The 16770-nt window shown below is 51.8% G+C and carries 19 protein-coding genes and 1 riboswitch; of the genes, 8 read left to right on the top strand and 11 right to left on the bottom strand.

Translation table 11 applies throughout. The features are described from left to right. The first annotated feature begins 107 nt into the window (after positions 1-107). The 4 genes from G491_RS31055 (at position 108) to G491_RS0115735 (ending at position 2753) form a co-directional block, all read left to right on the top strand. Entirely contained in the window at positions 108-305 is a 198-nt protein-coding gene (locus G491_RS31055; RefSeq protein ID WP_035219090.1) for a FeoB-associated Cys-rich membrane protein, read from the top strand. 102 nt (positions 306-407) lie between these two features. After that, on the top strand, positions 408-1025 hold the full coding sequence (locus G491_RS0115745; RefSeq protein WP_028315283.1) for a DUF1007 family protein: 618 nt from the start codon (positions 408-410) through the stop codon (positions 1023-1025). After that, positions 1022-1996 (top strand): nickel/cobalt transporter, encoded by a 975-nt coding sequence (locus tag G491_RS0115740; RefSeq protein ID WP_028315282.1) that lies wholly within the window; start codon positions 1022-1024, stop codon positions 1994-1996. The genes G491_RS0115745 and G491_RS0115740 overlap by 4 nt, the downstream gene beginning before the upstream one ends. A gap of 187 nt (positions 1997-2183) precedes the next feature. Next, positions 2184-2753 (top strand): metal-dependent transcriptional regulator, encoded by a 570-nt coding sequence (locus G491_RS0115735; RefSeq protein WP_028315281.1) that lies wholly within the window; start codon positions 2184-2186, stop codon positions 2751-2753. 41 nt (positions 2754-2794) lie between these two features. Here the strand turns inward: G491_RS0115735 and G491_RS0115730 are convergent, their stop codons facing one another. Next, positions 2795-4252 carry a 4-hydroxyphenylacetate 3-hydroxylase family protein gene (locus G491_RS0115730; RefSeq protein ID WP_028315280.1) on the bottom strand — a complete coding sequence of 486 codons (1458 nt, stop codon included), beginning with the start codon at positions 4250-4252 and terminating at the stop codon, positions 2795-2797. Positions 4253-4765: 513 nt separating this feature from the next. On the opposite strand from G491_RS0115730, the gene G491_RS31050 reads away from it, so the two are divergent. Both G491_RS31050 and G491_RS0115720 read left to right on the top strand, forming a co-directional pair. Beyond that, positions 4766-5413 (top strand): TetR/AcrR family transcriptional regulator, encoded by a 648-nt coding sequence (locus tag G491_RS31050; RefSeq protein WP_169829446.1) that lies wholly within the window; start codon positions 4766-4768, stop codon positions 5411-5413. A 363-nt stretch (positions 5414-5776) separates the two neighbouring features. Next, positions 5777-6328 (top strand): zf-TFIIB domain-containing protein, encoded by a 552-nt coding sequence (locus G491_RS0115720; RefSeq protein WP_028315279.1) that lies wholly within the window; start codon positions 5777-5779, stop codon positions 6326-6328. A 351-nt stretch (positions 6329-6679) separates the two neighbouring features. Here G491_RS0115720 and G491_RS34045 read toward each other — a convergent pair whose 3' ends face one another. The 6 genes from G491_RS34045 to G491_RS0115680 form a co-directional block, all read right to left on the bottom strand. After that, positions 6680-7675: a pentapeptide repeat-containing protein gene (locus G491_RS34045; protein ID WP_051327297.1), complete on the bottom strand. Its 996-nt coding sequence runs from the start codon at positions 7673-7675 to the stop codon at positions 6680-6682. Between the two features lie 595 nt (positions 7676-8270). Continuing rightward, entirely contained in the window at positions 8271-8774 is a 504-nt protein-coding gene (locus tag G491_RS0115700; RefSeq protein WP_028315276.1) for a hypothetical protein, read from the bottom strand. Between the two features lie 40 nt (positions 8775-8814). Further along, positions 8815-9648 (bottom strand): SDR family NAD(P)-dependent oxidoreductase, encoded by an 834-nt coding sequence (locus tag G491_RS34040; RefSeq protein WP_169829445.1) that lies wholly within the window; start codon positions 9646-9648, stop codon positions 8815-8817. 31 nt (positions 9649-9679) lie between these two features. After that, a complete protein-coding gene (locus tag G491_RS34035; RefSeq protein WP_015947486.1) occupies positions 9680-10396 on the bottom strand; it encodes a FadR/GntR family transcriptional regulator in 717 nt (238 codons plus the stop codon). A gap of 113 nt (positions 10397-10509) precedes the next feature. Beyond that, positions 10510-11397: a response regulator gene (locus G491_RS34030; protein WP_051327295.1), complete on the bottom strand. Its 888-nt coding sequence runs from the start codon at positions 11395-11397 to the stop codon at positions 10510-10512. A 321-nt stretch (positions 11398-11718) separates the two neighbouring features. Further along, entirely contained in the window at positions 11719-12075 is a 357-nt protein-coding gene (locus G491_RS0115680) for a hypothetical protein (protein ID WP_081435950.1), read from the bottom strand. Between the two features lie 27 nt (positions 12076-12102). After that, a riboswitch (cyclic di-GMP riboswitch) is annotated at positions 12103-12180 on the bottom strand. A gap of 312 nt (positions 12181-12492) precedes the next feature. On the opposite strand from G491_RS0115680, the gene G491_RS0115670 reads away from it, so the two are divergent. After that, entirely contained in the window at positions 12493-13488 is a 996-nt protein-coding gene (locus G491_RS0115670) for a beta-ketoacyl-ACP synthase III (protein WP_028315273.1), read from the top strand. 485 nt (positions 13489-13973) lie between these two features. Here G491_RS0115670 and G491_RS0115665 read toward each other — a convergent pair whose 3' ends face one another. Further along, positions 13974-14183 (bottom strand): cold shock domain-containing protein, encoded by a 210-nt coding sequence (locus tag G491_RS0115665; protein ID WP_015947482.1) that lies wholly within the window; start codon positions 14181-14183, stop codon positions 13974-13976. A gap of 487 nt (positions 14184-14670) precedes the next feature. After that, a complete protein-coding gene (locus tag G491_RS0115660; RefSeq protein ID WP_028315272.1) occupies positions 14671-14997 on the bottom strand; it encodes a hypothetical protein in 327 nt (108 codons plus the stop codon). A gap of 195 nt (positions 14998-15192) precedes the next feature. Here G491_RS0115660 and G491_RS0115650 point away from each other — a divergent pair, with 195 nt between their 5' ends. Further along, entirely contained in the window at positions 15193-15465 is a 273-nt protein-coding gene (locus G491_RS0115650) for a hypothetical protein (protein ID WP_015947479.1), read from the top strand. A gap of 164 nt (positions 15466-15629) precedes the next feature. On the opposite strand, the gene G491_RS0115645 is transcribed toward G491_RS0115650, so the two are convergent. Both G491_RS0115645 and G491_RS0115640 read right to left on the bottom strand, forming a co-directional pair. Continuing rightward, positions 15630-16112: an ACT domain-containing protein gene (locus G491_RS0115645; RefSeq protein WP_015947478.1), complete on the bottom strand. Its 483-nt coding sequence runs from the start codon at positions 16110-16112 to the stop codon at positions 15630-15632. A gap of 26 nt (positions 16113-16138) precedes the next feature. Continuing rightward, the gene (locus tag G491_RS0115640; protein ID WP_028315270.1) at positions 16139-16657 is read right to left on the bottom strand and encodes a universal stress protein; all 519 of its coding nucleotides are present in this window, start codon (positions 16655-16657) and stop codon (positions 16139-16141) included. Positions 16658-16770 lie beyond the last annotated feature (113 nt).

Below are 16770 nucleotides of genomic sequence, written 5' to 3'. Positions count from 1 at the left end.
CGCCGAAAAACAGAAACAGCCATCACATTCTAAAAAGCTCTAAAAAGGGGCGGCCTTTTGCCGGGTCGCCCCTGGAAACTCTTTTTAAGCGGCAGGGAGACAATAGAATGGACGCAATTATAGTAGGAATCTTAGTGCTGGTCTCGGTCTGGTATCTTTACAGACGATTCAGCGCCGCCTTTAAGAACAAAGAGCCGGGCTGCTGCTGCGGCTGCGATTCGTGTCCGGCAAACCTGCCCGGCCGCGGCGAGCACGAAAAATGCGACGCTCTATGTTTGGAAGACGATTCTGAAAAGGGCGAATGATCCAAAAGCCCGAACAGACTATAGCCTTGACATAACCATAGAGGCGTGGCAATTTCCGGCAAACCTATATGATTCCCGACAGGGAGGTTTGCGGAAAACCATATGCCACGTTTTTTCAAGCTGTATAACAAAGCAGCCGCAGGATTAGTCATTGCATGCCTGTTTTTGCTTCCGCCCCAGGTCCGCGCCCATCCCCATGTGTTTGTGGAAAACAAGATAGAGATTGTCTTTGATGAGGCAGGATTGGCCGGTTTTCAGTCTACCTGGGTGTTTGACGAGATGTTCACCATCGTCATCCTGGAAGATATGCTGGAAATTTCGGATTACGCCATGATGCCCGAACACGTTCCTATGATCAAGGAACAGGCTTTCGACCATCTCAAGGAGCACGGGTATTTTACCGAAATCACCATCAACAGGAAGCCTTTTAAGGTGCAGTTCGTCAAGGATTTCAACGCCAGCCTGGACGGCGAAAAACTGGTTTACGAGTTTTTCATACCCTGTCATGTTAAGGCCATTGCGGGTTGGAAGACAGTCACCATCGCCCAATACGACCCCACCTTTTACTCCGCCCTCACCTTTGCGGAAGATCCCATTTCGTTGACTAAAAAGGAGCAATTCCAGGTTGAGCACAAAACAGAAGTCAATCAGGACAAATCCTATTACTTCGGCATGCTTCACCCCTGGGAAACGGAAATCCGTTTCAAGTTGAAAGAATGAATTTTAAAAAATATAATATCTTTTTAATATTATTAGTTATTATTGGATTGCAGTTTGCGGGGCAAACGGCGGTTCAGGCCGAAAACCCGTTTTTTAAACCCCACTCAGATCAGGCTCCCCAGGAAAAGCAGACGCCTGAAACAACATCAAAGCAATCGAAGTCGCGGCTAAGCTACCCCTTTTTAGATAAAATTATAGTCATCCAGGCTGGTTTAAACCAAAAAATTTCCGGCCTGGTCAGGGAGGCCAGGGACCAAAGGTCCGCCGCGCCCTTGCTTCCTTTGTTGGCTATAACCTTTTTGTACGGGATTCTGCACGCCGCCGGGCCAGGTCACGGAAAAGCCGTGGCAGGCTCCTACATTCTCACCCAAAGGCAAGGCGTGGGAAGGGTGATCGCCCTGGGCGCCCTGATAGCTTTTTTTCACGGGATGTCGGGCATCCTGATCGTGTTTGCCGCACGATTTATCCTGGAAACCGGCGTCTCCCAATCCATGGATCAAACCAGCCATGTGGTTCAGTTGGTCAGCTATGGCGCCCTGGTCGTCCTGGGCGCCGTCCTTTTTGTAAGCGGGTTGCTTAAGATCAGGAAAGGACGGGACGCCGGGGAGGAAGACTCCGTGCAGACGGAGCAGGGTGCTTATTCCAACGCATCCCTTTCCTGGAAAAGGATATTTTCCGTTGCTTTTTTCATGGGAATGGTCCCGTGCCCGGGCGTGGTTTTCGTCATGCTGTTTTGTTTGTCCATGGGCATGCTGTGGCTGGGCGTCATCCTATCATTCACCCAGATTCTGGGCATGGCCATTACCATTGCTTGCGTGGTGCTAATTGGGCACTTCGGGAAAAAAAGCCTGGCCGCGACCGCAGGGCGCTTCGCCTCAGCGGATAGAATATTTGTTTTTGTGGAACTGCTCGGGGCCTTTATGCTGACCTCGCTGGGAACGCTGCTGTTCCTGGCGGCTCTGCATTCCTGAAGCAGCCGGCCTGTTTTTTAACCCTATTAAAAAAGTAAATAATACTAATAGCCAATCTTATTGATTCATGGGATGATGCGGCCTTGGCGTTTCGCCGACCTGTTTTGCCGACCTTGACACCGCTCCGTGATCCCTATACGATAGAATATAGAAATGCTGTTAGAACAAACTCATATATGAGGCGCTCATGGCAACGGAAAAAAAGTCCAAGAATGAAGCCCAAAAGGCCCCCGCCAAGGTCGAAAGACCCCTGACCTCCGTGATGGAGGATTACCTGGAGACTATTTACCAACTGAACCAGGAAAAGGAAGTGGTGCGCGTTCGGGATATTGCCAAGGCTGTGGGGGTGAAAATGCCCACCGTGACAAGCATGCTGAAAACCCTGGGTAAAAAGGGTTACGTGCATTACGAAAAATACGAGTATGTGCGTCTGACCTCGGACGGCGTGAAAGTGGGCAAGGAAATGCGCCGCAGGCACGAAATTCTGTACCAGTTCCTCACGGATATTCTGCGTATAGACCAAACCGTGGCGGACGACGAAGCCTGCAAGATGGAGCACGGATTAAGCCCGGAAACCCTGGAATCGTTCACCGATTTTTTGGAGTTTATTCATGTATGCCCCAGAGCCGGTGAAGGCTGGCTGGACCATTTTGAAGAATTCAGAAAACGCGGGAACACTCCCAACGTTTGCTCGGAGGCGGATAAAATGTGCGCCTTTCCCTGCAAACTGAATTCAAACCCCGTCCCGGACGCCTGATTTTAACAGCTCTTTTTTTGGGGCCTTTTTTTATCCTGTTTCTATTTGTTCGCCCTCGACGGTATTCCCGCCAACGCCTTGGCGAACTGGATCTTTTCGTTTAATTTGCCTTCCCGGAATATCATGATGCGCTGCGCCTGGGGAGAACCTGCGCCGTGCATGGACTCCACCATGGCGGTTCCTCCCGTCATGGCTTCGATCAACCGGCCTATCTTCACTCGATCCTCCACCGGCAGCCCGTCCACGCAGGAGAAGTATTTTTTGATCAAATGCCCCACTTCCTCGTTGCGAAAATCGTACTCGCTGGGCAGGGTGGCGATAAATCCGCCGGCAAGATCCACGGCCAGGCGCGCCACCTCAAAATGAAAGCGGGTGACGTTGTGCTTGCACACGTTGGCCAGCATGGTGTCCACCATGAAGGCCCCTGATGGGGTGGGGCTTCCTTCTGCGGAGCAGGCGATGGAGGAGCTGTACAGGGTTTCGCTTAAATGGATCATCTCCGTGACTTTATCCCGCACATGCGAGCCCTTGGCGGAGCCCTGGAGTTGGGCGAGGTAGGTCACGGCGCCGGTGAGAACGTCCATGAGCCCGGTCTTGCACGCCCCGTAATTCGCCCGGTGATGGGCCGCAAAGCGATACACCAGGCTGCTTGCGAATTCGGTCTGCCCATCCATGAAAACGTTTTCCCAGGGCACGAAAACGTCGTCAAAAACGATCACCGCCTCGCCGCCCACAATGCCGAAAGAAGGCTTGCCCACGTCAATGGTTTCCTCCAGATCCCGGCGGCTGTCATTGGCTTGCCTGCCGAAAATCATGGTCACCCCCGGGGCGTCCACGGGCAGGGCGCAGGCTACGGCGTAATCCTTGGAAGACTCATCCATGGCCGTCGTGGGCATAATCAAAATTTCGTGGGAATTGACCGCGCCGGTCATGTGCAGCTTGGCCCCCCGAATTACTATCCCGTCGTTGGTGCGCTTGACCACATGGAGGTATTGATCCGGGTCCGGCTGCTCGGCCGGGCCTTTGGACCGATCCCCCTTCGGATCTGTCATGGCGCCGACCACCATCAGGTTTTCGTCCTGAATATGAATCAGCCATTTTTTAAAACGCTCGAAATACCCCATGTCGTATTTTTGATCGATTTCATAAGCCACGGAATACATGGCGTTGATGCCGTCAAATCCCACGCAGCGCTGAAAGCATGTCCCCGTCTTTTGGCCCAAAACCCTGAGCAGCTTGACCTTTTTGATCAGGTCCTCCACGTTCTGATGCACATGGGTGAACCGGTTGATGGTCCGGCCCGTTAAGTGGGACGTCGCCGAAGCCAAATGTCCGTATTCCTCCGTGTTGGCTAGTGCGTAGGTCATGGCCGCAGCCCGTACATGGGGCGCGGTCGCCGGGCTGGCGGTCACGTCCTCGATCCTTTCCCCTTTGTAATAAATCACGGGGGACAGTTTTTTCAGGCTTTCCATATAATCGGAGGCGGATTTGATCTTCATGGCTTTTCCTCGCTTTGGGGTCAGCGGTTGTTTTTGCGTTTTGCCCATGCCGATTTTTTTCCGGCGCGGGTGCATTTGGAATATTTGCAGAAATGCAAGCATCTAATACTTGCTTAAAGGTAAGTAATACTATACAATCAAAGTGGAGCATGTCAAATCCTTTTAGCCTTCCCGCTCGATGGGCGGACAAACAGCAAACCGAATCGGCCCAACATCAGCCGGCTCGTCGCATAGACGGCCAGTGCAATCGACGCCGTGTTTCCAGTTTTTGAAGCCTGCCGCAAAGCCTATGGCTTCAAACAACTCCGTTTGACAGGATGAAAAAAATAACGCTATGTTAGGCGACCTGACCCCAGGCCAGTAAGATGTTCCGGCCAGCCTCTTAAAAGCCCGATTTGCATCATGAGGGCTGCTTGCAATGCCGGAAATATGAAAGGATTGCGTTTGGCGAAGGCGGGGAAAATAATTTCATCAGGACGCAAAACCAGGCAAACAGCAAAGGCATACACGTATATGGGAAATCGCAAAGCCGCTTCGACCGCCGGGCAAAAGGCCCCTACGCCTTATCAAAGGACGCAATCCACCCCAAAAGGGAAAATCAAACTGGCCATGGCTTTGGAGGAACTGCTGGCGGAGAAGGATTTCAATTCCATCACCACCGCTGAAATCTCCCGCGTGTCCGGCGTGAATGAATCTCTCATCTATCGGTATTTCAGCGATAAGCGGGGGCTGCTCCACTACGTCCTCGCCGAGCATCAAAAAAAATCCCTGCAGCAGTTCTACACCGACCTGGTCGCCGTGTCCGGCGCCCTGCAAAAGCTGCGCAAGCTCATATGGCGCACCCTGGATAATTGGAATAAAGATCGGATTCACGCCAAAATTCTGCTTATTGAAGTGCGCAACTTCCCCGGATACTACGACAGCGAAACCTATCTGATCGTCAAAGAATACTGCGGCCTGATCCTTTCCATTGTGCAAGAAGGCATTAAAAACGGGGAGATATTGAACGATGTTTCACCCTGGTTTCTTATGCAGGCCATCCTGGGAACCGTGGAGCACGTAGTCCTGCCAAGCCTGCTCTTCGACAGAAGCATCGACCCGGAAGCATTCACGGACAACATCATCCGCACCGTTTTCGGCCCCGTCGCCGCCAACATGTGAAACATTTAAAAACTGCCTTCGGCGAGTCGCTTTTTTGAAAAAAAGCTCCGCAAAAAACTTTAAATAGCGCTTCGCGCGGATGCTTATTCAGCCTGCAATATTCTACCCATCGAATTGTAGGTTGGGTGGTTCTGCGCAAGAGAAAAGTGATAGAAATTTAATATAATAAAGGGATTTTTGAATTAATTCGGCAATTCAAATGACGCGCGGGTTCACCCAACATTGCGCTGCTACACCTATTGCCTCTCTCATCCAATCCATTCTTCCAGCCAATTGAAAAACTGCCATTATGGTGCTATTATGCCCACGATCAAACTTAGCTGATTATTTCAATCGTCCCAGAAAACTGTTGTGGAGGATTTCATGGATTGTCCTGTTTGTAAAAATGCCGGTTTAACGCGGGAAAAATTGGAACAAGATCTCATCGCCTACGCGTGCGCCCAATGCGGAGGCCGCATGATCGTGGCAAACGACTATTCCCATTGGCTGGAAAAACAACAAGGAACGCTCCCGGAGAAGCCGTTTTCAGATATTTCCCTGGAAATCCACGACGTGGAAAAGGCCAAATTCTGCCCGGAATGCTCGCGCCTCATGGTTAAATACAAGGTGGGCCACGGTCTGGATTTTAAAATAGACCGTTGCGGCGGCTGCGGAGGCGTGTGGTTGGACGCCAATGAATGGGAAGCCATGAAAGACCGCAACCTCCACGACGAAATCAACTCGGTCTTCACCGCCCCCTGGCAGGCGGGAGTGCGCCAGGAGCAAAATTCCCAAACACTGGACGCCCTGTACGCCAAAAAATTCGGCGATCCCGATTATTCAAAAATCAAGGAAATCAGATCCTGGCTGGACGCCCACCCCAAACGCCAGGCCATCCTCCATTTCCTAAGCGACGACAGCCCCTACAAAGCCTGATAAACGAACAGAGAAAAAGAGCAGGATAAGCCTGCCTCCGGCGGCAAGGAAAACTTCATGCCTCCGGCGGCAAACTTTTGAAAAAGTTTGATCAAAACTTTAAAATGGCGCTGCGCGCAAGAGCTGAGAGGGGTAAAAAGTATATCTCTTGGAAGGAAATGCAGCGACAGGCCCCCGCGCCTGTCATAGCCGTTATTCGTCATTCTCGAGCGTCTTTATCGGGAATCCAGCGTCTTGCGGGAATAACGCGACATTTGGGATGAAATTGTACGCCGGTGGAGTTGAACACATTTAAAAATTTTTTCAGGGCCTTTCAAGATGGTTTGAAGCCTTTTTAAAGGCCCTTTCATTTTAACTTCGGCGGGTGATCAGGGTGGCAAAAATGGAAATCAGGCCGCCAAGCATCACATATCCAATCATGACCTCAATGCCTACAAAGAAGGCGGCCCAACCGTTGGCCGGCGTTACGTCCCCGAAGCCCAAGGTGGTGAAGGTGACGATGCTGTAATAGAGCAGGCATCCAAAGCGCTCCACTATTCCCTCATGAGACAGGTTGCTAATGACAAAGGCGTTCTTTCCCAATAAAAGAAAAATAATGGCAAAAATGCCCATAAAACCAGCCGACCACCCCATCCACCGCCATGGAGTGCGTCCGCAATCAGCGAAGATGTTCCAAATATGGTACAAGACTTTGCCCCAATTGTTTAGATCAAACTCCTTTTTGCCGAGTTTGAACTTCAACTCTTTATTATTCCACTTTCTTGTCTGCAATTCTTCCAAAAAATCCTGGTGCTGGGCGAAGGCCTTGAACATGGCGCTGCCGTGACAAGAGGAAATCCGAATGCCTTGGCAAAGAGTGTTTCTGTTATATTTGACCCCAAAAACATCTGCTTCCTCACAATTGACCCTCCGTAAATCAGCCTTTTGCAGGTTGGCTTCCAGTAGCACCCCCCTTTGGAGATCGGCGCTATGTAAAACAGCCTTCCGGAGGTCGGCCCCATATAAAACAGCCTTTTTTAAACTGGCACTTCTTAGATCAGCCTTTTGAAGGTTAGCTCCCATTAAATAAGCGTTTTCCATTTTGGCTCCCACGAGGCTCGCTTTTCCAAATTTTGCTTCAAATAGATTAAAATTTGACAGATCGCGGTAGCTTAAGTCTGTTTTTCTTAAGTCGGCTTGTTTTCCCTCTTTTCGGAAAGAATCAACCCATTTTTTGTGTTCCGATAGGACGTGCTGCAATTCTTCATCGGAGATTTGGCGGAGTTCAAAGGTCTCCTTCGTACCGTCTTCGTACCAGATGACGCCGGTTTTCTTTACGGCGCTCTTCCTTGAGCTTTCATCGGTCATGGCTTTCACCCCAATTTGTATTATGTGTAGTGAGGAATATACCACGGATCTTGCGGGAGAAATCAAGAGTTTCCGCTCAAGGTTTGTGAATTGATCGAAACTGTGAAGCCTTCAGGGGAGAGTTTAGTAGGCTTAACAACGGGGGAAGAAGCATGAGCAAATAGAAATATCCGGGAGTATTGTAAATCCCTGATTTTGGAGCAGACCTTGGGGGCGAATCTATTCTCGCTTCGCAACTCGGCGGCAAACTGCGCTGTCTGGGGCGCCCAAAACAAGAGCCTTGGATTTTTTCGGCAAATACATTTTATGGATGCATTGACAGGCTTGGAACGGCAATTTTTAAGTAAACCATCCAAAGGGGGAGCCGAAATTTTTTTCATATTTCCCTGCGCGAAGCGCCATTTTAAAGTTTTGATCAAACTTTTTCAAAAGTTTGCCGCCGGAGGCGTAAATTCTCTTTTTGCTTTTCGTTTTAGTGTTCTTTGCCTTTGACGAAAAAAAGCCCGGTTGAAGAGGGTTTTCAACCGGGCCGGTTTGGGCGATTCGTTTTTGACGGAGGTATTATGATGAGCCTTTATCAACTAATGGCGGGGCCTCAGGCGAATCGGAGGCTGGCAAGAAAGGCGGGCGTGGTCCGGAACCTGAAGTGGGTCACAGACTTGGATACCGGCTTGCCTGTGTCCTTTTCCTTGAGGGTCCCGTAACACGTTGTGTGGCTTACATGGAGGTTCCAAGGCCTGATGTGGATTTTTTCACCCACAAAATGGTAGGTTTTTCCGCCGAAAACGAATTCAAAGGTGTACCGAATTTTGGCCTCCGTAAAATAGGCCAGTTCCAGGGTTCCGGAGCAGGGAACCCTTGTGCACATCCCCCCCACGGTCACCGTCCCTTCCAAAGGTTGAGTCATGAACGCCCCGCCCAGGGGATTGATCCATTTGATCAAATGCCTGGGGCCCCAGGTCACCCGGAATTCAAAGGGGAGCCTGCCTTCGGGCCCCATGCCGGGCATGAATTCGTGGTCTCCGCTCATGACTTCGTCCATGACGAATCCCAGGCGGCGTTCCTTGACCATTGTGTACAAATCTTTAATGCGTCCCATATATCGTCTCCATATACCTAAAGTTCAGAAATAATGCGTTTTAGATCCCTTGCTCCCGGCGTAGGATATCGGCGTCCTTGCCCAGGAAGAGAAGGGAGGCTGCGCTCACCATATTGGAAACAGGCGGCAGAAGTCGGGTGATATATCCCAGGTCATTGAGCATGCTGACCATCTCCACGGGCTTCTCCTTTTTCACGGCCTTAAAGATGATTTTAGCCACCTTTTCGGGCTTCATGGAATAAAAAGGCAGGAGCTTCATGGACAGCTTGGTTCCCAAGGTGTCGCCCTCGATTTCCTTATAAAATCCGGTATTCACCATAAATGGGTAGACCGTGGTGACCTTGATGCCGAATTTTTTGGCCTCGACCCGCAGGAGTTCGGAAAACCCGCCCAGGGCCAGTTTGATGGTTGCGTAGGGCCCCCAGGTGGGCAGGCGGAAAAATGCCTGGCCCGAGGACACGTTGACGATGTGGCCGCTGCCCTGCTTGATCATTTGAGGCATGAACGCATAGACATGGTAAAGAGGGCCGTAGAAATTCACGTCCATGAGGGCTTTCCACTTGGCCAGGGGCGTTTCAATGATTTCCCCGTTATGGCCAATGCCGGCGTTATTGACAAGGATGTCGATGCCCGGATTGGCGATGACCTGTTCGGCCATTTTATTCACTTCTTCGGATTTGGATACGTCCACCACATAGGTGTAGATGCGCGTTCCGCCCTGGCGCAGCTTGTCCGCGGTTTCCTCCAGGGCCTGTTCGTCCATATCCGTCAGGATGAGCGTGCTCCCCGCCTTGGCGAAGAATCCCGCCATGGAGCGGCCGATGCCGTTGGCCGCGCCTGTGATCAAAACCCTTTTTCCTTGCAAACTTGCCATGTTGCGTCCTTTCCCAGTCAGGCCCGGCGCTTCAGGCCTTCTCATGTAACTCCATGAAAATCCGGTTGCCTTCTTCTATCAATTGGTGGGTTAAGTTTCCGGCCTCTTGGGAATCCCCCCCCTTTACGGCCTGATATATGTCTTCGTATACTCCGGGATCGCCTGCAACATGCGTAAACATGGCGGAAAAGGCCTGGGCCATGGGCAGGTAAACCTCCCGGATGGAGTTGAGCATCAACAAAAAAGCCACGTTTTCGCTGGCCTTGGCCAGGGTGTAATGGAACTCAAAATCCAGGCTTTGAAAATCCCCTTCCCCGTCCTGGACGCAGATTTTCATTTGCCCCACGATCCCAGCCAATTCCTCTAACTCCGGCTCCTTGATCCGCAAGGCCGCCAGCCGTGCGATTTCCGTGCATACCAGGGAACGAACCTCGCACAAACTGCGTATGGCCAGGTAATTCAGAGGCTTGCCAGGCTCCACCATGTGCCGGATAAGGTCGAATCCGCCGTGATACTTAAAGTCCAGGACCACGGATCCCTCGCCGTGGCGGATCTCAATGAGCCTGGCCTGCTCCAGGCGTTTGAGGGCTTCCCGCACGGAGCTTCGGTTGATCTGCATGAGATCGCACAATTCACGCTCCGAGGGGAGTTTGTCTCCGGGGCGATATTGTTCGTTCAGGATAAAGTCTCTGATCTGGTTGAAAACCTGGTTGGACAGGCTTTGTTTTTCCACGGGTTTTATTTGCATGGCGATCCTCGCATTTGGCGGTAGCCTCATCATCTGATCTGATGGTCCGACCAGTAGTCCAGTTAAAAAATTTTGTCAACCGATTTTTTCCATGCGTAGAGAAAAATCTTCCCTCAACCGATCTCCCCGGTCAGGGCGGCTTTGATAACAGCCCCCAGGGCTTTTAAACGAAACGGCTTGATGATGGCCCCTGAAAATCCGTAGTCCTGGAACTGGGCCACGGCCGGCTCGTCGAAATATCCCGAGGAGATGAGGGCCGTCACATTGGGGTCCAGGGCTTCCAGGCGTTTGATGGTTTCTTCGGCGCCGGGGCCGTCGGGCACGGTGAGATCCAGGATAACCGCAGCGAAGGGCCTGCCTTGTTCCTGGGCTTGTTTATACATGGTCACGGCTTCGTCGCCGTTCATGGACACGGCGGATTCGTACCCCAGGAATTTAAGCATTTGAGTGGCGATTTCGCAGACGGCTTCGTCGTCGTCCATGATGAGGATGCGTTGTTTTTCTTCGATTCCGGGTTTTGGGGCGGGGTTTTCATTGTGTTCGGCCGGGAGGAAGAAGGCGACTTCGCCATTAGGGCCGGGGGTATGGATCAGGCCGCAAAGGGCGTCCGTTTCCGTGGTTAAACTTTCCGGGCAGTCCATATTGAAGCCGCTGTTAGTGATGGAGACCTTAACATAGGCGCCGGGCTGTATGCCGACGGCTTCGGCTTCGGCGTTGGAAATGGCGACATTTCCAAGTTTGGCGTAAATCCTGCCGCCAATGGGTGCATGTTCTCCGGCTGCTTGAAAGACCAGGGAAAAAACCTTATGGAGCCGTTCTTCCGGCACGCTGCTTTCCCACAGGCCCTCCTGCACGTCCAGAATGCACTGGACTTCCTCTTGCCGGTGACCCGTGCGGGAGGCTTCCTTGAGCAACGCAGCAAGTCTGGCCGCTTCTTTGATCCGCCGGTTTTCACAAGAGGGTGCAAAACCGGCGCTTTCTTGCGCTGGTATGGTAATCATGAGCCTGGCCTTCCGTTTTATTAATTGAAAACGTGGGGGGAAGGCCTGCCGGGAAGCAAGATCAAAAATTAACGATAATTCGTCAATTAACGACAATCCGCTGTATAGCCGGCGTTTGGTTCCCCCGCCAAACATGACGACAAATTCGACGATAGCAATATTTGCAAAACCCATGCCCAAGGCCTTGGTTTATAATATACTGATTTTATGTATTTTTTATTCTTTAATTATTATAATTAGCAGGTTAGCAATAAGAAAAAACACAGGTAGGGAGGTCTTTTTCTCAACAGCGCCGTCAAGCTGCCGCACCGTTCCGTATGGTTAAAAAAAACGAACTGTGGTTCCGGCTTCCATGTCCACGTTAATCCCTCTGACGTCGATGGCGCCAAAAGGGGTGCTGGTGGAGATGGACTCAATGGAAATGGTGGTCCTGGGCAATTCGAACTCCGTCCCTTGTAGGTTTTGGATGACAGAGTCCATGTCCAGGGCGCCCAATTCGAAATTGTACCGTATCTGGCTGGCGTCCGCGTTTTCAAAGGTTTGGGGGACGCCGATATCCGAAGCCTGACCGGTGATCAATTCCAAATCGGAATCAGCAAGTTCCACCATTTGGGCCATGGCCGGCACGCACCCTAATACTACGAGAATGATTGTGATCAAGATTGCTTTTTTCTTCATGAGGTCCCCTTTCAGCAGGTAATTCCTGCAGGCAACCCGGCTGTCCGCGGACGCGGACCCGTGGCTTTCCGTCCCCGCTTTGCAACAGGTTTGGCTGAGAACAAAAAGCAACATGACGACGCTGTTCAAAAAAAGAACCGCCCTGTGGTGATTTCCTATTGTCAAAGAACGTTTTGCGCTGATCTAGGAATTCTTTCGGTTTTTTTTCAGAGAACTTTAGGTAAATTTCGGGTGGGAAGGAGACGAAAGTGTCTTGCCATGCAGGAAAAATCTTGTTCATCAGGACGACCGGCTTCCTTATATTGGGGATTTTCAGGCCAAAGTCCATTGACAAGCCTTCGGTCATTCTTTAAACATTAGCCTGACAAACGCCTGCCCTGCGCGTAAACGCGCCTGTTCATTTTCGGAGGATAATTGATGATTCGTAGTGTGATATCCGGTATTGGGAGCTATGTCCCTCCCACAGTCGTCACCAATGACGACCTGGCCCAGTTTATGGACACCAGCGATGAGTGGATCCAGACGCGAAGCGGGATCAAGGAAAGAAGATACGCCGAGGACGGGGTGTTTTGCTCGGACCTGGCTGTGGAGGCGTGCAAGAGAGCGGTGGATGACGCCGGCATTGAGATGCAGGACGTGGATTATTTGATCTTCGCCACCCTGTCGCCGGATTATCACTTTCCCGGAACAGGGTGTTATCTGCAGGCCAAGTTGGGTTTGGAAGGGCAGGGCGTTTTGGATGTAAGGAATCAGTGCACGGGTTTTTTGTACTCCCTGTCCATTGCAGACGCCTTTGTGCGGACCGGCCAGTATAAGAATGTACTGGTGGTGGGCTCGGAAGTCCACTCCAGCGCATTGGATTTTTCCACCCGGGGCAGGGATGTGACCGTGCTTTTCGGGGACGGCGCCGGGGCGGCCGTGGTCTCCCCTTGCGAAGATCCCAACCGGGGCCTGTTGTATTCCGAGCTTCATGCGGACGGCAAGCACGCCAGGGCCTTGTACCTGGATATCTGGGACATGTCCCGGAAGCCGTATATGACCCACGATTCCATTGACAACACCGACATTTTCCCCAAAATGGACGGCAGGACCGTGTTCAAGCACGCGGTGACAAGACTGGTGGAAACCGTGGAGAACACGTTTAAAACCCAGAATGTAAACCCGGACGACATCAAGTTTTTCATCCCCCATCAGGCCAACATGCGGATCAACCAGATCGTGGCGGACAAGCTGGGGATCGACCAGGAGAAGTTCCTCCACAATATGCAGAATTACGGCAACACCACGGCGGCTTCCATCCCCCTGCTTTTGGACGAAACCTATCGGGCCGGAAAACTGGAGCGGGGCGACTTGATTATGATGCTCGGCTTTGGCGCAGGCTTTACCTGGGGCGCCAACCTCATGCGATGGTAGCCATTTAGTTATTGCAATTGCAAAAGGCCGGCGCGGCTGCGTCGGCCTTTTTTATATAGGGAGTCAATTTTTGCTGTAATCCTCGTATTAACGAATAGTTACTTGTTTGCGGCCAGGCCCAAAAACCAAGAACAGGCCAGGAGCCTGTTCGTGGGTGGAAAACGAAGCCCCCGGAATCCGGTGCGGGGGAAGGGGGGGGAAATATCCAGGGGCTTCCCGAAGAATATGAATGGACCGTGTTGGGGTAGGATTCCCGCGATCCATTCTTATTATCGGCTGACCGGATGCTAACCTTTAGGGATTTTCGGCGTATCACGGCGGGGCCTTTGCGAGCCCTGAAATCAGGACGCACCCAAACAGTCGCATCTCCGAAAGGGAATGCACAGGCTTTTAAACAGGGTTTTCAGGCCCTGGATTGTGATGTTGGAAGGGCTCCGCGCCTTCCGACCAAACCGGCTCCCCCGGAAGGCAAGGAGCTTCTTTCGTTACGCGGAAGAGACTTCTTCTGCAGCAGGCCCCTTAGCGCCCTGCACCACAGTGAACTCCACCTTCTGGCCTTCGGCCAGGGAGCGGAATCCGTTGCCGACGATGGCGCTGTAATGCACAAACACATCCCCGCCTTCTTCACGTTCAATAAAACCAAAACCTTTTTTGTCATTGAACCACTTGACCGTTCCCATTTCACGCTCAGACATAATAAACTTCCTCTTGGCTATGTTACATCCAACAGGGGCTAATCAGCGCCCGGGATCCATCCCACCGCGCAGAAGTAACCCATCCCCATAATATCCGGCCTTTTTGAGGGCCGGAATTTTTAATCAGCCAGGCAGGCGCTATGCATGATCCAAAGGCGCGGACAAGCCTGACGGATAGATTTCATAATTTTGTTTCCCACAGGGAATGGTGTATTGGGTAAGCGTTCTTTATATTCCAAAAGCCCGGTTGATAGACCGGAAGCTATACTGAGTCAAACAGGGAGGCAATGCACAGGACACGGCCCGGGGGATCCTCGGCTCATGGGCCAAGAATACACAAGTATGATAGTAACTTATCATTACGTTTTTGTTATTTCAAGATTTTTTTATTACAATCGATGAAACCACAACAGGTAGTGGAACAGATAGTCGAAAGACGGGACTATTGGTAAGTATTTTACAGGCTAAGGGTCATAAAAGCGCTTTTTCAGGGGATGAGCCCCAGCTTTAAGGTGATGTGGGTCTTATCGCGCCAGGGCCAATATAAGGCCACCACGGTCCCGTTGACCCCTTTGCGGGCGAACAGGGTCTGGCTGTGCCGGACCCCTCCCAGGGCTTTGGCCAACCCCTGCTGCTCCTTGGAAGGCGTACAGTTTTCGTCCTTTTCCGCGGGCCCCAGGTTTTCGGAAAGGACCTGGCTCCATTTATCCAGATCTTTCCGGAAAAAGACCAACTCCGCATAGTCGTCTCCCATTTCCCGCGTCTTGGCCACGGCCAGGGAATGGCACTTTTTCAGGATGTCTCCCGGCGTCATCAAAAAATCTCCTTGGCGGCTATTTGCCCGTGAGGGAAGAAAAGTGCAGGCTTTATGCCATATTCGGATTTACAAAGGGCAAATGCAAAAGCCGGGCATGCGCCTTGACAGAAACGGGTTTTTCATGCAAGATGGCCTCACCATCCTGGGCCTTAGGGGAATCCCGTATTATTTTAATCAAGTGGGGGTGATTTCATGAAGAAAATTCTCGTTTTTCTTGTCGTGTTGTTATACTTGGCGGGCAGTTGCTGCGCCTTCGCCGACGACATTCAAATCCTTAGCGAGGACAAGCTGCCTTCGGAACTCAACGGATGGCTTGTGAAAACCATTTGCGCCGAAGGCCATGTGTTTTTGGTGACCTTTATTCTGGGGGGCAGCTCGGGCGCCGGGGTGCACGCCATACAGGTCTATGAGGAGCGGGACGGCAAGAGCGTGCCCATGCGCTGCCGGGGCGGCAAGCGGCGTTAGGATTCTGTCGGGTTGTCATTTAATTGGCAGGCGGGCTTCCGGCTTCCAATGCGTTCGCTTTCCGGGAATCTCCAATCAGTCCGTACAACCAACAAGGGCGGAGAGATCGCCTCCCCGCCCTTTTGTCATTTCGGTCGTTAGCAAACGACTTGTCTCGTGAGCCGCTATTCCTTGAAGATCTTAATCGCCTGATCAATGTCCTCGGGGCTGAACACAAATAAGGCGTTGCTTGTGCCCGGAACGGCCGATCCGTAAACGTAATTGATGTTGATCCCCTGTTCCCCCAGGGTGTTGGCGAACTCGGCCAGGCTTCCGGGCTTGTTTTTCATTTCCAGGGCGATGACCGGAATGAAGTCAAACAGGTACTCCTCCCTGGAAAGCAGATCCACGGCCTTGTCCGTATCGCTGACAACCAGACGAATCAGGGCGTACTCCACCGAATCCTTTTGCATGGAGTTGTAGTTGGACGCCGAAGCAATGCGGCGGATGGACTTGCCCCTGGCCTTGAAAAGCTCCTTCACGTAGTCCGAGGCGTCCTGTATGGTTAGGGCGTCCACATTGATGTCGTTGTCAGACAACAGATTGGATAAACGCCCCAGCTCTCCGGGCTTGTTTGTTAAAAACAGCCTGATTTCAGTCCTGACCATAAAACCCTCCAAAAAAAATGACGTGTTTATTGTTCGGGCGGAACAAGCAGCACCGGTTTGATGCTTTTACGCAGCACCCCCCTGGTGGTGGCCCCGAACAGAGGTTCGTCAATGACTCTCCTGACCGGATGGGCCATGACAATCATGTCGCAGTCTTGTTTTTTGCACGTGTCGATAATGCCGTCCACCACTCTGCCTTCCGTGATGACAATAGCGTCCGACGTGACTTTGGAATCATCGGCGCAGACCTGCCCCACTTCCGTACAGAATTTTTCCAGGGCCTCCTGCATGATTTTATGCTCACGCTTTTTGCCGATCAAAGCGTCCCTGGCCTCTTCCTTGGCCTTGTCCTTCATCGCTTCCAGGCGGCGCTTGCCTATCCACTTGCCCAGGGCCTCTTCGTTCAGGGACGCCGTGCCTTCCATCACATGCATCACCACGATGGCGGCGCCGAAGCGCTCCGCCATGGTCAAGGCGTATTGGTACGCATGGGCGGCATTGGACGTAAGGTCGGTTACAAATAGTATTTTCTTGATATCGTGCATTGTTAGTCAGCTCCCCCTATTCGCCCCCAAGGTTGGGCGAATACTCTAATGAATGTTTGTACACCCCTCTTACCTGACTATATCTGGAGAAAAAAATATACAGGGCGGCAGGC

Origin of the sequence: Desulfatibacillum aliphaticivorans DSM 15576, assembly GCF_000429905.1 — a bacterium.
GTDB classification, from domain to species: Bacteria; Desulfobacterota; Desulfobacteria; order Desulfobacterales; family Desulfatibacillaceae; genus Desulfatibacillum; species Desulfatibacillum aliphaticivorans.
The sequence above is the reverse complement of the archived record's forward strand: the minus strand, read 5'-3'. Positions and strand labels throughout refer to the sequence as shown.

Coding starts and splice junctions, on each gene's coding strand:
- G491_RS0115720 (WP_028315279.1), top strand. CDS start 5,777: ATGGATTGTCCTGTTTGTAAAAATGCCGGTTTAACGCGGGAAAAATTG.
- G491_RS34035 (WP_015947486.1), bottom strand. CDS start 10,396: ATGCAAATAAAACCCGTGGAAAAACAAAGCCTGTCCAACCAGGTTTTC.
- G491_RS31055 (WP_035219090.1), top strand. CDS start 108: ATGGACGCAATTATAGTAGGAATCTTAGTGCTGGTCTCGGTCTGGTAT.
- G491_RS31050 (WP_169829446.1), top strand. CDS start 4,766: ATGGGAAATCGCAAAGCCGCTTCGACCGCCGGGCAAAAGGCCCCTACG.
- G491_RS34045 (WP_051327297.1), bottom strand. CDS start 7,675: ATGACCGATGAAAGCTCAAGGAAGAGCGCCGTAAAGAAAACCGGCGTC.
- G491_RS0115680 (WP_081435950.1), bottom strand. CDS start 12,075: ATGAAGAAAAAAGCAATCTTGATCACAATCATTCTCGTAGTATTAGGG.
- G491_RS0115660 (WP_028315272.1), bottom strand. CDS start 14,997: ATGACGCCGGGAGACATCCTGAAAAAGTGCCATTCCCTGGCCGTGGCC.
- G491_RS0115640 (WP_028315270.1), bottom strand. CDS start 16,657: ATGCACGATATCAAGAAAATACTATTTGTAACCGACCTTACGTCCAAT.
- G491_RS0115700 (WP_028315276.1), bottom strand. CDS start 8,774: ATGGGACGCATTAAAGATTTGTACACAATGGTCAAGGAACGCCGCCTG.
- G491_RS0115665 (WP_015947482.1), bottom strand. CDS start 14,183: ATGTCTGAGCGTGAAATGGGAACGGTCAAGTGGTTCAATGACAAAAAA.
- G491_RS0115735 (WP_028315281.1), top strand. CDS start 2,184: ATGGCAACGGAAAAAAAGTCCAAGAATGAAGCCCAAAAGGCCCCCGCC.
- G491_RS0115730 (WP_028315280.1), bottom strand. CDS start 4,252: ATGAAGATCAAATCCGCCTCCGATTATATGGAAAGCCTGAAAAAACTG.
- G491_RS34040 (WP_169829445.1), bottom strand. CDS start 9,648: ATGGCAAGTTTGCAAGGAAAAAGGGTTTTGATCACAGGCGCGGCCAAC.
- G491_RS0115670 (WP_028315273.1), top strand. CDS start 12,493: ATGATTCGTAGTGTGATATCCGGTATTGGGAGCTATGTCCCTCCCACA.
- G491_RS0115745 (WP_028315283.1), top strand. CDS start 408: ATGCCACGTTTTTTCAAGCTGTATAACAAAGCAGCCGCAGGATTAGTC.
- G491_RS0115650 (WP_015947479.1), top strand. CDS start 15,193: ATGAAGAAAATTCTCGTTTTTCTTGTCGTGTTGTTATACTTGGCGGGC.
- G491_RS0115645 (WP_015947478.1), bottom strand. CDS start 16,112: ATGGTCAGGACTGAAATCAGGCTGTTTTTAACAAACAAGCCCGGAGAG.
- G491_RS34030 (WP_051327295.1), bottom strand. CDS start 11,397: ATGATTACCATACCAGCGCAAGAAAGCGCCGGTTTTGCACCCTCTTGT.
- G491_RS0115740 (WP_028315282.1), top strand. CDS start 1,022: ATGAATTTTAAAAAATATAATATCTTTTTAATATTATTAGTTATTATT.